Here is a 14681-nt window from a genome sequence, read left to right as displayed (position 1 = left end):
CGGCGCGGCAATGAATTCAGCGGAGGAACTCCGGGATGTCGAGGTCGTCGTCATCGTCGTCGTCGCCGTAGTCGAGGTCGCTCGTCTGGGTGAGCGTCGTCGAGTCCGCGACGAGCTGCCACTCGTGCGAGCCGGTCGTGTTGTGGTCGGCGGCAGGCACGGCGGGCTTCTGCGCGGCCGCGGCGGGCGCCGCAGCCGCCGCGACCGACCCGGTCGCGGGCTTCACGGCGTCGACGAAGTTGCTGCGGCGCGCATCGCGCTTCTCCCGGAAGTTCTCGCCGTCGAACCCGGCGGCGATGACGGTGACGCGCACCTCGTCGCCGAGGGTGTCGTCGATGACGGCGCCGAAGATGATGTTCGCCTCCGCGTGCACCGCCTCCTGCACCAGCCGCGCCGCATCGTTGATCTCGAGGATGCCCAGGTTGGAGCCGCCCTGGATCGACAGGAGCACGCCGTGCGCGCCGTCGATGGACGCCTCGAGCAGCGGCGAGGCGACGGCGAGCTCGGCCGCCTTGATGGCCCGGTCGGCGCCTCGCGCGGATCCGATGCCCATGAGCGCGCTGCCTGCGCCCTGCATGACGCTCTTCACGTCCGCGAAGTCGAGGTTGATGAGGCCGGGGGTCGTGATCAGGTCGGTGATGCCCTGGACGCCGGCGAGCAGCACCTGGTCGGCGGTCGCGAACGCCTCCACGATCGAGATGCCGCGATCGCTGATCTCGAGCAGCCGGTCGTTCGGGACGACGATGAGGGTGTCGACCTCGTTGGCGAGGGACTGCACACCGCGCTCGGCCTGCTGGAGCCGGCGCTTGCCCTCGAACGCGAACGGCTTCGTGACGACACCGATGGTGAGGGCGCCGATGGACTTGGCGATGCGCGCGACGACGGGCGCGCCGCCGGTGCCGGTGCCGCCGCCCTCCCCCGCCGTCACGAAGACCATGTCGGCGCCCGCGAGCGCCTCCTCGATCTCCTCGGCGTGGTCCTCCGCGGCGCGGCGCCCGACCTCGGGGTCGGCGCCGGCGCCGAGACCGCGGGTGAGCTCCCGGCCCACGTCGAGCTTGACGTCCGCGTCGGACAGCAGGAGCGCCTGGGCGTCGGTGTTGATCGCGACGAACTCGACGCCGCGCAGGCCGAGCTCGATCATCCGGTTCACGGCGTTGACGCCGCCGCCGCCGACGCCGACGACCTTGATGACCGCGAGGTAGTTCTGGTTGGACGTCACAGGGGCCTTCCGGGTGGGGAGTTCGTCGCGGGGTTCAACCTTCACTTGAAGGTGAAGGTCTGGCTCATCAGGGGTTCCGCTGCGGACGACGGTAGGCGCACGCGCCCCCGGGTGGGACCTCGACGCGCCGCGCGTCGCGCGTTCGCACCCGGCGCGTCAGCGGGTGAGGACCACGCCCGGGGAGGAGACGTCGATCTGCGTGGCGCCGCGTGCCGCCCGCCGCAGGGCTGCATGGAGCGCCTCCGCCTTGGCCGCGCCCTGCTCCGCTCCGCCCCACTGCACCGAGGGTCCGCCCTCGAGCGTCAGCACCACGTCGTCGGCGCCCGACGCGCGGACGGCGGTCACCCGGGGGGCGCTCGTCCCGAGGGCCCGGAGCGCCGCTGCGGCCGTCGCGTACGCGCCGGCGACGTCGGTCGTGCCGGCCGGGATCGTGAGCACCGGCAGCGAACCCGACTGCCCCGAGGCGACCGACACCACCACGTGCGCGGCGTCGAGCCGCTCCCAGCCGGCCGCCGTCCGCTGCTGGAGGACCGGGATGCGCGGCACGACCGCCACCTCGAGCGTGCCGGGAGGTCTGCGGACCAGCGAGAACCGCTCGACCGCAGGCACGTGGGCCAGCGCTCTCGCGACGTCCTGCTCGGACACGAGCGCGACCGGCCGGCCGAGCTCGGCGCCGAGCGCCGACCGCACGGCTCCGGCGGCCGCCCCCGAGACGCCGGTCACCTGGATCGTGCGCACCGGGAAGACGGGACCGAACGCGAGCAGCAGCGGCAACCCGACGAGCAGCACGAGCCCGAGCCCGGCACCCCCGGCGATGAGCCGGCGCCGCCTCGGCACGCCCGGGCGGCGCCGCTCGGCGGCCTCCGCCCGCTTCCTCGCCCTGACCGCCGCGCGGATCGCCTGCCGGTCCGAGTGGGCAGGAGGCGGCAGCGGCCGGTCGAGCCGCAGCGTGCGGATCGACTCGCGGGGCTCCGGCGCCTCGGCGTGCTGCTGCGGCATGGCGGGCGGCCGGATCGGCGTGCCGATCCCGCCGGGAGGGCGGCTCACGGGGTGGCCGCCCGGTCCCCCAGCGCCTCGAGCAGCTGCGGGACGATGCGGTACACGGACCCGCAGCCGAGGGTGACGACGAAGTCGCCCGGCCGCGCGAGCCGGCCCACCAGGCCGGCGGCGGTCGCCCAGTCCGGCGCGTAGTCGACGTGCTCGGGATCCCGGAACCGGTCGACGACGAGCGCCCCGGTGACACCCGGCACCGGATCCTCCCTCGCGCCGTCGACGTCCAGCACGACCGTGTGGTCGGCCGTGCGCTCGAGCACCTCCGCGAAGCGGCCCGCCATCGCCTGCGTCCGCGAGTAGAGGTGCGGCTGGTGGACGGCGATGATCCGCCCCTCCCCGACCAGGGTGCGGGCGGCGGTGAGCGCGGCGTCCACCTCGGCGGGCAGATGGGCGTAGTCGTCGTAGACGCTCACCCCATGCACCCGGCCCTGCAGATCGAACCGCCGCCCGGTGCCGCCGAACCGCGAGACGGCCAGCGCGGCCTCCTCCAGGCCGTGCCCGAGGCCGAGCAGCACGGCGATCGCCCCCGCCGCGTTGAGCACGTTGTGCCGTCCAGGGACCCGGAGCCGGACCTGGGCGCTGACGCCGTCCGCCGTGACGGTGCCCGCCGCCGGACCGTCGGTCGTGATCCCGGTGACCCGGACATCCGCGTCCGGCGACTCGCCGTACGTGCGCACGGCGCGGCCATGGATGCGCCCGCGCACCCGCCGCGCGCCCGGGTCGTCGGCGTTGATGACGAGCAGCTCGGAGGCGCGCGAGCCGAAGGCGACGAACGCGTCGTCGAACGCCTGCTCGGTGCCGTAGTGGTCGAGGTGATCGGCGTCGACGTTGAGCACCAGCGCGATCGCCGTGTCGTAGAGCAGGAAGGAGCCGTCGGACTCGTCGGCCTCGACGACGAACACGTCACCCGACCCGAGCCGCGAGGAGGTGCCGAAGTCCTTGATGGTGCCGCCGTCGACGAAGCTCGGGTCGTCGCCCAGCGCGTCCAGTGCCACCGCGATCATGCCCGTCGTCGTCGTCTTCCCGTGGGCGCCGGCGACGGCGACCAGCCGGTCGTCGCCGATCAGCGCCTTCAGGGCGTGGGAGCGGTGCAGCACGGGGATGCCGCGGCTGCGAGCGGCGAGCAGCTCCGGGTTGTCGGGCCAGAGTGCGCTCGTGACGACGATCGCGTCCACGTCACCCACGTTGTCGGGCGCGTGCCCGATGCTGACGGTCGCCCCGGCGTCGGCGAGCGTGTCGGTGTACGCGTTCCGGGCGCGGTCGGAGCCGCTGACGGTCGCGCCGCGGGCGAGGAAGAGCCGCGCGATGCCGTTCATCCCCGATCCGCCGATACCCACGAAGTGCACCCGGTCGAGCCGCGGCGGGATCGGCACGCCGAGATCCGGCTTGATCGTCATGCGCCCGAGGGTACGCGGGGGCCTCCGGCCAGCCCGGCGCGGGCGAGGCGCGTCATGCGCTCCGCCCCGTCCCGGACCCCGTCGCCGGTCGCCGCGGCGGCCATCGCGGCCACCCTGGCCGGATCCTTCAGGAGCGGCAGCACCACGGCCGCGAACCGCTCGGGGGTGAACCCGGCGTCCGGCTCGAGCAGCGCGCCTCCCGCGGCGACGACGCCCGCGGCGTTGAACCGCTGCTCGCCGTTCCCGACCGCGTACGGCACGTACACCGCGGGCAGCCCGAGCGCGGACAGCTCACTCACCGTCGAGGCGCCCGCCCTGGACACCGCGAGCTCCGCGGCGGCGAGGGCCAGGTCCATCCGGTCGCAGTAGGCGAGCATCCGGTAGCCGTCGACCTGTGGATCCGGCTCGGTGCTCCTGCCGCCGGTGAGGTGCAGCACCTGCCAGCCGGAGGCGGCGACCGCCGCGGCGTTCGCCGCCGCCGCGCGGTTCAGCCGCAGGGCGCCGAGCGAGCCGCCGGTGACGAGCAGCACCGGTCTGGCGGGGTCCAGCCCGAAGAACGCGCGCGCCTCGCTCCGGAGCGCCTCGCGGTCGAGGTCCGCGATCTCCCGCCGCAGCGGCATGCCGACCCGCGTCGCGTGGGGCAGCGGGGTGTCCGGGAAGGTCACGCCGACCACGTGGGTCAGCCGGGCGCCGAGCCGGTTCGCCATGCCCGGTCTGGCGTTCTGCTCGTGGATCGCGAACGGGATCCCCCGCCGGCGCGCGGCCAGGTACGCGGGCGCAGCCGCGTAGCCCCCGAACCCGATGACGCCGTCGATCCCGCGGTCGGCGAGGTACCGGCCGGTCAGTGCGATCGAACCGAGGACGGCGCGCGGGAACCGCAGGGCCGCGCGGTTCGGGCGGCGCGGGAACGGGAGGCGCGGGATCACGAGGAGCTCGTAGCCGCGCTGCGGCACGAGGCGGGACTCGAGCCCCTCAGCGGTGCCGAGCACGAGCGCCTCGTCCCCTTCCTCGACGAGGCGGTCGGCGACGGCGAGCAGCGGGTTCACGTGGCCGGCGGTCCCGCCGCCCGCGAGCAGCCAGCGCGTCATCGCAGCCCCGCCGTCCGGCCGCGGGCCGCCGGGTGGTCGGGGCGCACGAGCGACCGGGGCGCGGCGACCGTCACCGGGCGATCGGCGAGGGCCATCACGCAGCCCACCGCGGCACAGGCGGCGAGCAGCGACGAGCCGCCAGCGGACACGAACGGCAGCGGCACCCCGAACACCGGCGCGACCCCGACGACGACCGCGATGTTCGCGAACGCCTGGCCGACGAGCCACGCGAGGGTCATGCCGGCCGCGGTCCGGGTGTACCGGTCCTGGGTCCTGGTCGCGACGCGCAGCAGCACGACCGCGAGCGCCACGAAGCAGCCGATCAGCACGGTCAGGCCGACGAGGCCCGTCTCCTCCCCGATGATCGCGGCGATGAAGTCGTTGTCGGCCTCCGGGAGCCAGAACCACTTCGACACCGAGTTGCCGATGCCGACCCCCGTGAGGCCGCCGTTCGCGAGCGCCCACTGCGCCTGCGTCGTCTGCCAGCACGTGCCGAGCAAGTCCGTGCAGCCGCTGCTCCAGGCCGCGAGCCGGTCGGTGCGCGAGCCGCGGGTCTGCGAGAACAGCCACAGCACCGTGCCGGCGCTGCCGCCGAGCACGACCAGGACGGGGAGGCGCACGTTCGCCATCAGGAACCCGCCGAACGCGATCAGGGCGAGGATCAGGCAGGTCCCGAGGTCGTGCCCGAGGTAGACGGCGCCGATCGCGAGCGCCGTGAACGCCGTCGGCGGCAGCATGCCGCGCACCCCGAGATGCTCGCCGGGGCGCCGGGAGAAGAACGACGCGAGCACGAGCACGAGGCCCAGCTTCACCAGCTCGGAGGGCTGCATGCTGACCCCGGCAACGCGGATCCAGTTCTGGTTGCCGCCGACGCTCGTGCCGAGCGGGGTCAGCGCGGTCAGCAGCTGCAGCACGACCGCGCCGAAGAACACGACCGGAGCGAGCCGGGGCAGCCAGGCGGTGCGCAACCGGGTCGCGAGCGCGAGCATGCCGCCCGCGCCGATGAACGCGGCGACGCCCTGCGTCGTGAACTGGCCGTACGGGTTGCCCGCGACCCCCGCCTCCACGCTCGACGACGACAGCACCATGAGCAGGCCGAACGCCATGAGGAACAGCGTGATCGCGGCGAGCGCGAGCGATTCCCCACCGCCGAGCGCGGCGAGCGAGGGCAGGCCGACGCGCGGCACGATCGGCCGGCGGGCGACCGGGAGGTGGACGACGGGGTTGCCCGTCCTGGCGGGCGGCGCGGTGTCCATCGGCCTCACTCCGTCCGTGCTGCGCCTCCCCCGGGCAGCGCCCGGACGGCGGCCGCGAACCGAGCACCTCGGTCCGCGTAATCGGTGAACTGGTCCATCGACGCCGCGGCCGGGGCGAGCAGCACGACGTCGCCCGGTGAGGCGAGGGTCCGCGCCGCCTCGACCGCGAGCGGCATCACCTGCTCAGTGTCCACGTCGGGCACGACCGTGACCGGGACGCCCTGCGCGTGTCGAGCGAGCGCCTCCGTGAACGCAGCCTGGTCGCGCCCGATGAGCACGACACCGCGGAGGCGGTCGGACGCGGCGACCGCGGCGACGAGCGGGGCGACGTCGACCCCCTTCGTCAGGCCGCCTGCGACCCAGACCACGTGCTCGAACGCGCCGAGCGACGCGGCGGCGGCGTGGGGGTTGGTGGCCTTCGAGTCATCGACGAACCGGACGCCGTCGATCTCGCCGACCGGCTGGATGCGGTGCGCATCGAGGCGGAACGTGTCGAGCGCGTCGCGGATCGCCCGCGGTTCGACGCCGACGGCGCGGGCGAGCGCCGCTGCGGCGAGCACGTCGGCGACCACGTGCGGCGCCGCCAGGCCGGCCTCGTCGAGCGCATGGAGCGTCGTGAGCTCGAGGGCCGATGTCAGCCGCGCGTCGAGGAACGCACGGTCGACGAGGACCTCCTCGACGACGCCCACCTCGGAGACCCTCGGCACGCCGCGGGTGAACCCGATCGCGCGGCACCCCTCCACCACGTCCGCGTCCCTGACCAGCTGCTCCGTGACCGGGTCCTCGACGTTGTAGACGCACGCGAGCCGGGTGCGCTCGTACACGCGGCCCTTCGCCGCACGGTAGGCGGCGGCGGAGCCGTGCCAGTCGAGGTGGTCGTCGGCGATGTTCAGGCACGCGCTCGCCGCGGGAGACACCTCGGACATCCAGTGCAGCTGGTAGCTCGACAGCTCGACGACGAGCACGTCCCAGCCGTCCGGCTCCCGGATCGCGTCGAGCACCGGGCTGCCGATGTTCCCGCAGGCGCGGGCCCGGAGGCCGCCGGCGACGAGCATCGCGGTGGTGAGCTGCGTGGTGGTCGTCTTGCCGTTCGTCCCGGTGATCGTGATCCACTCCGCGGGCGTGCCGACCTTGTCCCTCAGGCGCCAGGCGAGCTCGACGTCCCCGAGGACGGGCACGCCCGCCTCCTCCACCCACCCGAGCGCCGGGACATCCGGGTGGAAGCCGGGGCTCACGACGACCAGATCGGGCTCGAAGGCGCGGAGCGCGTCGCGCTGGGCACCCGCGTCGCCGAGCGCGAGCCGGGCGCCGATGACCTCGAGCAGCGTCGCCCGCTCCTCCGTCGCGCGCTCCGCCACCACGAGCACGTCGCAGCCGAGCTCGACCAGCGTGTCCGCGGCGGCGAAGCCGACCACGGCGGCGCCGAGCACGCCCACCCGGAGGCCGCGCCATCCCGCCGCGTGCCAGGAGTGCAGCTGCGCGAGATCAGCCGTCATGCGTTGGCCCTGGTCAGCCACTCGAGGTAGAAGAGCCCGACCCCCGTCGCCACCAGCAGTCCGGCGATGACCCAGAAACGCACGACGACCGTGACCTCGGCCCAGCCCTTCAGCTCGAAGTGGTGGTGGATCGGACTCATCAGGAAGATGCGCTTGCCGCGCGTGAGCTTGAAGTACGCCCGCTGCACGATGACCGAGCCGGGCTCGATGACGAAGAGACCGCCGATGAACAGCAGCAGCAGCTCGGTACGCGACAGCACCGCGAGGGCGGCGAGCGCACCGCCGAGGGCGAGGGAGCCGGTGTCGCCCATGAAGATCTGCGCCGGCGACGTGTTCCACCACAGGAAGCCGATCAGCGAACCCGTGATGCAGGCCGCGACGACGGCGAGGTCGAGCGGGTCGCGGACGTTGTAGCAGAGGTGCACGTTGACGGGCGCCATGAGCGTCCGGCTGAAGCACGACTGGTTGAACTGCCAGAAGCCGATGATCACGAACGAGCCGATCGCGAAGATCGACGACCCGGTCGCGAGCCCGTCGAGCCCGTCCGTGACGTTCACGCCGTTCGAGGTCGCCGCCACGATCAGCCAGATCCACACGATGAAGACGATGACGCCGACGGTCGCACCGAACAGGGTGGTGAAGCTCAGCACCGACCCGTCGAACCACTCGTCGCGGACGATCGAGATGTTCGTCGTGGCGGGCGTCGCGGTGTACCGGTTGCCGCCCGCGCCGATCGCGGTCTTCGGGAACTGGAGCACCAGGACCGCGAAGACCGTCGCCACGATCACCTGCCCGGCGATCTTGGCCCAGCCGCCGAGCCCCAGGCTGCGCTGGTTGCGCGTCTTCAGGAGGTCGTCGGTGAAGCCGACGAGGCCGAGCCCGACCATGAGGAACAGGACGAGCAGGCCGGAGACCGTGATGCCGGAGAGCTCGTTCAGGTGGCCGACGAAGTACCCCACCACCGAGGCGAGGATGAACACGACCCCGCCCATGGTCGCGGTGCCCCGCTTGGCGTGGTGGCTCACCGGGCCGTCGTCGCGGATGAACTGCCCCCACTGCAGGCGGTGGAACAGCCGGATGAAGAGCGGGGTGAGGAACAGTGTGAAGAGCAGCGAGACGGCGGCTCCGGTGATCAGGGACTGCACGAGGCGGCACCTCCCCACCGCGCACCGAGCCGGTCGCCCAGGTGGCGCAGGCCCGCGGCGTTCGACGACTTCACGAGCACGGTGTCGCCGGGGCGCAGGAGGACCTCGAGCAGCGCCTCCGCCTCCTCCTGCGTCTCGGCGTACACGCTCTCGCCGTCCCAGGAGCCCTGCGCCGTCGCCTCGAGGTGGATGCGCCGCGCCTCCGGCCCGACGACGACGAGCTGGCCGACGTTCAGCCGCACGACGAGCAGCCCGATGCGGTCGTGCTCCTCGTCGGCGGACTCACCGAGCTCGCTCATGGCGCCGAGCACCGCGACCGACCGCCCCGGCGCCACCTGCACCAGGGTCTTCAGCGCAGCGGCCATCGAGTCCGGGGAGGCGTTGTAGGCGTCGTTGATCACCGTGACGGGGTCGGTCGCGAGGATCTCCATCCGCCAGCGCTCCGCCTTCGCCACGGCTTCGAGGCCCGCCACGATCGTGTCGGCGTCGACGCCGAGCGCCGTGGCGGCCGCGGCCGCGGCCATCGCGTTCGACACGTGGTGCTCGCCGAGCACGCGGAACGAGACGGTGCGGCGCTCGCCGCCGGGCAGCACGAGGGCGAACCGCGTGCCGGACGCGGTCGCGTCCACGTCGTCCGCCGAGGTGCCGCCCTCGCGCGGATCGGCGGACAGGCCGAACCACGCGACGCGGGCCCGGGTCCGCTCGGCCATCGCGGCGACGCGGGGGTCGTCGCGGTTCAGGACCGCGACGTCCGACTCGGTGAGGTCGGTCACCATCTCGGACTTCGCCCTCGCGGTGCCCTCGATGCTCCCGAAGCCGCCGGCGTGGGCGAGCCCCACCTTGAGCACCACGCCGACGTCGGGCTTCGCGAGCGCGACGAGCCTGGCGATGTCGCCCGCGGCCGAGGCGCCCATCTCGGCGACGAGGAACTCGGTGTCGTGCTGCACGCGCAGCATGGTCATCGGGCCGCCGACCGCGTTGTTGAACGACGCGTGCGACGCGACCGTCGGGCCGACCCGCCCGAGGATCTCGCGCAGCAGGTTCTTGGTCGTGGTCTTCCCGTTGGAGCCGGTGATGCCGATCACGCGCAGCCGGCCGTCGGTGCGGACGCGCGCGACGACCTCCTTCGCCAGCGCCGCGAGCGCGAGCGTCCCGTCCGCGACGACGACCTGCGGCACGTCGAGATCGAGGGCGCGCTCGACGACGAGGAGCGCGGCGCCGCGCTCGAGCGCCGCCGCGGCGAAGTCGTGCCCGTCCATCGATTCGCCGACGCGCGCGACGAACACGCCGCCCGGCTCGATCTGCCGGGAGTCGGTCTCGACCGCACCCGACACCACCGTGTCGGCCGCGGCGGCCGGGACCACCTCGCCGCCGACGGCGGCGGCCACCTCGCGGAGCGTGAGCGGGATCACCGGTCGGGACTGCTCATGGTCGAGTTCGCCGTATCCATCCCGGTTACCTCCCGCTGGTCTTGCAACCGGGGGTCCAGCGTAGAGGATCGCCGCCGACCGACCCGTGTCACCACGTGGCCGGCAGGTCCGGCGACGTCGAACCGGACGGCACGACGCCGCCCGTCTGCAGGGCTCTCGCCATCACCTTCTGCCAGATCGGCGCGGTCGCGAGGGACGAGTTCAGCTTCTTCGGCTGCGACAGCGCCACGTAGACGACGTACTTCGGGTCGTCCGCGGGCGCGACGCCGGCCAGCGACACGAGGTACTGCTTGGAGTAGACGCCGGAGGCGTCCACCTCCTGCGCGGTCCCGGTCTTGACGCCGATCCGGTACCCCGGGATCTTCACCTCGGCGGCCAGCCACCCCTTCGTGGCGACGTTCTCGAGCATGCTCACCGTGCTCCTCGCGGCCGACGCGGAGACCACGTGGGTCGGGCTGCCGGTCGTGACGGGCTCGACCGTGCCGTCGGCCTTCGTGCAGGACTCGACGAGCCGGACGGGCAGGCGCACGCCGCCGTTCGCGATGGTCTGGTACGCGCTCGCCATCTGTACCGCGGTCGCGGTGAGGCCCTGGCCGAACATCGTGGCGTAGTGGCTCTGCGGCCCCCAGTTCGGCGCGTGCGCACCGAAGGAGCCGCCCGCCTCCGCACCGAAGCCGACGGCGGTCGGGCTGCCGAAACCGAACGCCTTCAGGTACGCGAGGCGCTTCGCGTCCGAGATCCTGCCGCCGAGCTGGGACATGCCGGTGTTGCTCGACTGCACGAGCACGCCGGTCAGCGTCAGGTGCTCGTTGCCGTGCACCTCCGCGTCGTTGATGTTCGCGCCGTCCTTCGTGATCAGGCGGTAGGGCGCGACCACCCGGGAGGCGGGCGTGGCGACGCCCGAGTCCAGGAGCATCGCGGCGGTCACGCTCTTCATCGTGGAGCCCGGCTCGTACGGCGCCGTGAACGCGCGCGAGCCGAGCGCGGCGGGGTCGGTGTTCGCGGTCTTCGTCACGTCGTTGGGGTTGAAGGTCGGCCAGTCCGCGACGGCGAGCAGCCTGCCCGTCCGCACCTCCTCCACCACGACGGTGCCCCAGGCCGCGCCGGTCTGCGCGGCCCGTTGCGCGAGCACCTGCTGGGCGTAGTACTGGAGGTCCCGCTGGACGGTCAGCTTGACGGTGCCGCCCGGCTTCGCGGCCTTGACGACCGTCTCCGTGCCGGGGATCGGCGTGCCGTCCAGTGCGCTCTCGGCGACGGACTCCCCCTGCGTGCCCGCGAGGCAGGCGTCGGAGCCGCGTTCGACGCCGGCGAGCGGGTTCTGCTCCGCACCGACGAACCCCACCAGGTTGCCCGCGACCGACCCGGCCGGGTAGATCCGCTTCGACACCGCCTCGGAGTACAGCCAGCCGAGGCCGAGCGCCCGCATGCGCTGCAGTGCGGCGTAGGTCACCTCGTTCGCGAGCAGCGCGTAGCTCGCCTTCGGGTGCGCGGTGAGCGCCTGCTGGATCGGGGCGGCGGGGACGCCGAGCGCCGCGGCGATCCTCGCTGCGGCCCGGTCCACGTGGCCGGCCTTCGCGGCGATCCAGGGCACCGCGGTGATGCGGTACCGCGTGACAGTGGTGGCGAGGACCGTGCCGTCGGCGTCGACGATGTCACCCCGGGGCCCCGGCAGGACGGTGCTGATGCTGCGGCGGTCCTTCGACGCCTTCCGCAGCGCGTCCGCCTGCACGACCTGCACGTCCGTGAGCCGGACGAGGAACACGCCGGCGAGGAGCAGCACGGTCAGCAGGACGAAGGCGGGCCGCCATCGCGCGCGTCGCCGGTGCCCCTCCATGCTCCTCCGTTCCACCGGTCCGCTGCCGGAAGGGCCGAACCTAGGCGACGTCGTCCGACGGACGGCGGAGGCGCGGCGGGTTCCCGGGAGACGCGGCGCTCCGGCCGCCCTCCCGCCGCGTGCCGTCCGCTCAGCGAGCGGGCGCCGCGCTGCCGAGGACCGCGCCGGTCCGGGCGTCGAGGTAGGCGGCCGAGTCCTCCGGCACCATGCCGAGCGCAGCGGCCCTGGCGGCGAGGTGCTGCGGAGCGGCGAGCGACTGCAGCGCCTCCGTCTGCACCTGCTGCTGGTGCGACAGCACGTCGGAGCGCTGCTGCAGCTCGGCGAGCCGGTAGGCGCCGTGCGCCGTGCCGATCGACAGCAGCAGCTGCGCCACGACGACGCACACCGCGCCGCCGAGGACGACGGCGCCGGCGAGGACCCGCGGGCGGGTCGCCGGCGAGACGCGCGTCGCGGCCGCGGTGCCGAGCGCGCGCTCGGTCGACGGCTCGCTCTCGACGGGCCGGACCGGCAGTGGTCGTGCCGGCGGGGCGATGGGCCCGGGCCGACGGACAGGGTCGTACGCGTACGCGGTGCTCAAGACAGTCCCCCAACTGTGCGACATCCGTGTCAGACGGCGCGGTGATCCCCCCGGATCCGCTCCGCCGCCCGGAGCCGCACGGATGCGGCCCTCGGGTTCCTCTCGACCTCCGCTTCCGCCGCCTTGGGTGCACCCCGCGTCAGCATCCGGAAGGTCGGGGCCGTCTCGTCGGTCTCGACCGGGAGCCCTCGCGGTGCGGTCGAGACGGTCCGGGCGGCGAGCGCCCGTTTGACGATCCGGTCCTCGAGGGAATGGTAGGACAGCACCACGATCCGGCCGCCTGTGGAGATCCTGTCGACGGCGTTCGGGACCGCCCGTTCGAGCACCTCCAGCTCGCGGTTCACCTCGATGCGCAACGCCTGGAAGACGCGTTTGCCCACGTGGCCCCGCGATTTCAGCGCGGCCGGCGTCGCCCGCTCGAGCACGTCCACGAGCTCGCCCGAGCCCCGGATTGGGGTGGTCCTCCGCGCCTCGCCGATCGCCCGCGCGTACCGATCGGCGAGCCGCTCCTCGCCGTACACGCGGAAGATCCTCGCGAGGTCCTGCACGGCGTACCCGTTGACGACGTCCGCGGCGGTCCGCGGCTCGCCAGGGTCCATCCGCATGTCGAGCGGCACGTCCCGCGCGTAGCTGAAGCCGCGGTCGTCCTCGTCCAGCTGCATGGAGGAGACGCCGAGATCGAACAGCACGCCGTCGACGGCTTCGACACCGAGCTCGTCGAGCACCTCGGGGATCGCGTCGTAGACCGCGTGCGCGGGCCGGAACCGCGCGCCGAACCCCGCGAGCCGCTCCCCCGCGAGACGCAGGGCGGCCGGGTCCCGGTCGACGCCGATCAGGGTGGTGCCCGGGAACCGCGTCAGCAGCGCCTCCGCGTGGCCGCCGAGCCCGAGGGTCGCATCGACCACCGTCGAGGGCTCGGCCCGCTCGAGGGCGGGCGCGAGCAGGTCGAGCGTCGTGTCCAGCAGGACCGGCACGTGGAGCGGAGTGGAGGGGCGGCCCCCGGTCTCCTCCGGTCCGTTCATCCCGATACCCATCCGTGGTCCGCACCTGGCACCGGGGAAGTGTGCCAGGGGCGGGAGGACGAGGCACCTGGCACCGGGGAAGTGTGTCAGGGATCCCGTCACGGCTGGGACTCGGGAAGCACGGCTCAGAGGATCCCGGGGACCACCTCGCCTTCGACGGACGCGAACGCGTCCTCGGTCTCCGCCAGGTGGCGCTCCCACGCCGCCGCGTCCCAGATCTCGACCCGGTCGCCCACGCCGAGGACCGCGAGCTCGCGCTCGAGGCCCGCGTACGCGCGGAGGCCGGGCGGGATGGTCACGCGACGCTGCTTGTCCGGCGTCTCGTCGTGCGCGCCGGACAGGAACACCCGGAGGTAGTTCCGGGCCTCGCGGCTCGTGACGGGGGCCTGCCGGATGCGCTCGTGCGTCCGGGCGAACTCCTCGCTCGAGAACACATAGAGGCATCGCTCCTGACCGCGCGTGATGACGACGCCGTCGGCGAGGTCGTCCGCGAACTTGGCCGGCAGGATGATCCGCCCCTTCTCGTCGAGCCGCGGTGAGTAGGTACCGAGGAACACGGCACCGACCCCTCGCTGAGCACTGGACCAGCGGCGCTGGTGGGCCCCACTTTACTCCACTTCCCTCCACCGGGGCCACCGGAGCAGGGGTGCGCCTCCACCCCGCTCCCCCGGGAACGACGAAACGCCCCGCGGCTGATGCCGCGGGGCGTTCGTTCGGGTCGGGAAGGGTCAGGAGTGCCGGCGGCGCTCCCAGCGCTGCGAGAGCCGGTCCATGAACCGCGGGCGGGGGCCGCTCGCGGCGAACCCGGCGGGCAGTCGGCGGCTGCGCACGCCGACGGCGACGAGGACACCACCGAACATCATCGCGAAGCCGAGCGCGCCCACGAACCAGTTGTGCAGGAGGACGCCGAGCACGAGGACGCCGAGGCCCGCGATGGCGAGCAGGATGCCGCCGACGACCGCCGCGTAGCTGATGCGCCCGCTCGCGCGCCCGACCGACGCGACGAAGTCCGCGTCGCCGTGGTAGAGGCTGCGCTCCATCTCGTCGAGAAGTCGCTGCTCCTGCTCCGAAAGTGGCATCCGGATCCCTCTTCTCCCAGGGGTGGAACGGCCGCGCAGCCGTGCGCGTCGCAAGTGTACAAGGCGGGTGCGCGGCTAGGCTAGG

The 14681-nt window shown here is 73.6% G+C and carries 13 protein-coding genes; all 13 read right to left on the bottom strand.

Annotated features, from left to right (window positions below; genetic code table 11):
• Positions 1-16 precede the first annotated feature (16 nt).
• The 13 genes from ftsZ to ACTHLI_RS01895 all read right to left on the bottom strand — a co-directional run bounded on the left by ftsZ (position 17) and on the right by ACTHLI_RS01895 (position 14596).
• Positions 17-1219: a cell division protein FtsZ gene (gene ftsZ / locus ACTHLI_RS01955; protein WP_440181143.1), complete on the bottom strand. Its 1203-nt coding sequence runs from the start codon at positions 1217-1219 to the stop codon at positions 17-19.
• Between the two features lie 156 nt (positions 1220-1375).
• Positions 1376-2266 carry a cell division protein FtsQ/DivIB gene (locus tag ACTHLI_RS01950; RefSeq protein WP_440181142.1) on the bottom strand — a complete coding sequence of 297 codons (891 nt, stop codon included), beginning with the start codon at positions 2264-2266 and terminating at the stop codon, positions 1376-1378.
• Positions 2263-3669, bottom strand: a complete 1407-nt coding sequence (murC, locus tag ACTHLI_RS01945) for a UDP-N-acetylmuramate--L-alanine ligase (protein ID WP_440181141.1) — start codon at positions 3667-3669, stop codon at positions 2263-2265. The genes ACTHLI_RS01950 and murC overlap by 4 nt, the downstream gene beginning before the upstream one ends.
• The gene (locus tag ACTHLI_RS01940; protein WP_440181140.1) at positions 3666-4757 is read right to left on the bottom strand and encodes a UDP-N-acetylglucosamine--N-acetylmuramyl-(pentapeptide) pyrophosphoryl-undecaprenol N-acetylglucosamine transferase; all 1092 of its coding nucleotides are present in this window, start codon (positions 4755-4757) and stop codon (positions 3666-3668) included. Before ACTHLI_RS01940 ends, murC begins: the two co-directional genes overlap by 4 nt.
• Complete coding sequence (locus tag ACTHLI_RS01935; protein ID WP_440181139.1) at positions 4754-6013, bottom strand: FtsW/RodA/SpoVE family cell cycle protein; 1260 nt, start codon at positions 6011-6013, stop codon at positions 4754-4756. Before ACTHLI_RS01935 ends, ACTHLI_RS01940 begins: the two co-directional genes overlap by 4 nt.
• Positions 6014-6018: 5 nt before the next feature.
• Complete coding sequence (murD, locus tag ACTHLI_RS01930; RefSeq protein ID WP_440181138.1) at positions 6019-7509, bottom strand: UDP-N-acetylmuramoyl-L-alanine--D-glutamate ligase; 1491 nt, start codon at positions 7507-7509, stop codon at positions 6019-6021.
• On the bottom strand, positions 7506-8654 hold the full coding sequence (mraY, locus tag ACTHLI_RS01925) for a phospho-N-acetylmuramoyl-pentapeptide-transferase (protein ID WP_440181137.1): 1149 nt from the start codon (positions 8652-8654) through the stop codon (positions 7506-7508). Before mraY ends, murD begins: the two co-directional genes overlap by 4 nt.
• On the bottom strand, positions 8642-10066 hold the full coding sequence (locus ACTHLI_RS01920) for a UDP-N-acetylmuramoyl-tripeptide--D-alanyl-D-alanine ligase (protein ID WP_440181136.1): 1425 nt from the start codon (positions 10064-10066) through the stop codon (positions 8642-8644). The genes mraY and ACTHLI_RS01920 overlap by 13 nt, the downstream gene beginning before the upstream one ends.
• 106 nt (positions 10067-10172) lie before the next feature.
• Positions 10173-11918 (bottom strand): peptidoglycan D,D-transpeptidase FtsI family protein, encoded by a 1746-nt coding sequence (locus tag ACTHLI_RS01915; RefSeq protein ID WP_440181135.1) that lies wholly within the window; start codon positions 11916-11918, stop codon positions 10173-10175.
• A gap of 130 nt (positions 11919-12048) precedes the next feature.
• A complete protein-coding gene (locus tag ACTHLI_RS01910) occupies positions 12049-12495 on the bottom strand; it encodes a hypothetical protein (RefSeq protein WP_440181134.1) in 447 nt (148 codons plus the stop codon).
• A gap of 29 nt (positions 12496-12524) precedes the next feature.
• A complete protein-coding gene (rsmH, locus tag ACTHLI_RS01905; RefSeq protein WP_440181133.1) occupies positions 12525-13517 on the bottom strand; it encodes a 16S rRNA (cytosine(1402)-N(4))-methyltransferase RsmH in 993 nt (330 codons plus the stop codon).
• 125 nt (positions 13518-13642) lie between these two features.
• The gene (mraZ, locus tag ACTHLI_RS01900; RefSeq protein WP_440181132.1) at positions 13643-14074 is read right to left on the bottom strand and encodes a division/cell wall cluster transcriptional repressor MraZ; all 432 of its coding nucleotides are present in this window, start codon (positions 14072-14074) and stop codon (positions 13643-13645) included.
• A gap of 171 nt (positions 14075-14245) precedes the next feature.
• The gene (locus ACTHLI_RS01895; RefSeq protein ID WP_440181131.1) at positions 14246-14596 is read right to left on the bottom strand and encodes a DUF3040 domain-containing protein; all 351 of its coding nucleotides are present in this window, start codon (positions 14594-14596) and stop codon (positions 14246-14248) included.
• Positions 14597-14681: the final 85 nt, after the last annotated feature.

The sequence above is a fragment of the Amnibacterium sp. genome (genome assembly GCF_051956055.1).
GTDB lineage: Bacteria > Actinomycetota > Actinomycetes > Actinomycetales > Microbacteriaceae > Amnibacterium.
Note: the sequence above shows the minus strand (reverse complement) of the source record. Positions and strands in the feature narration are given on the sequence as shown.

Coding starts and splice junctions, on each gene's coding strand:
- murC (WP_440181141.1), bottom strand. CDS start 3,669: ATGACGATCAAGCCGGATCTCGGCGTGCCGATCCCGCCGCGGCTCGAC.
- ACTHLI_RS01940 (WP_440181140.1), bottom strand. CDS start 4,757: ATGACGCGCTGGCTGCTCGCGGGCGGCGGGACCGCCGGCCACGTGAAC.
- ACTHLI_RS01935 (WP_440181139.1), bottom strand. CDS start 6,013: ATGGACACCGCGCCGCCCGCCAGGACGGGCAACCCCGTCGTCCACCTC.
- murD (WP_440181138.1), bottom strand. CDS start 7,509: ATGACGGCTGATCTCGCGCAGCTGCACTCCTGGCACGCGGCGGGATGG.
- ACTHLI_RS01915 (WP_440181135.1), bottom strand. CDS start 11,918: ATGGAGGGGCACCGGCGACGCGCGCGATGGCGGCCCGCCTTCGTCCTG.
- rsmH (WP_440181133.1), bottom strand. CDS start 13,517: ATGAACGGACCGGAGGAGACCGGGGGCCGCCCCTCCACTCCGCTCCAC.
- ACTHLI_RS01895 (WP_440181131.1), bottom strand. CDS start 14,596: ATGCCACTTTCGGAGCAGGAGCAGCGACTTCTCGACGAGATGGAGCGC.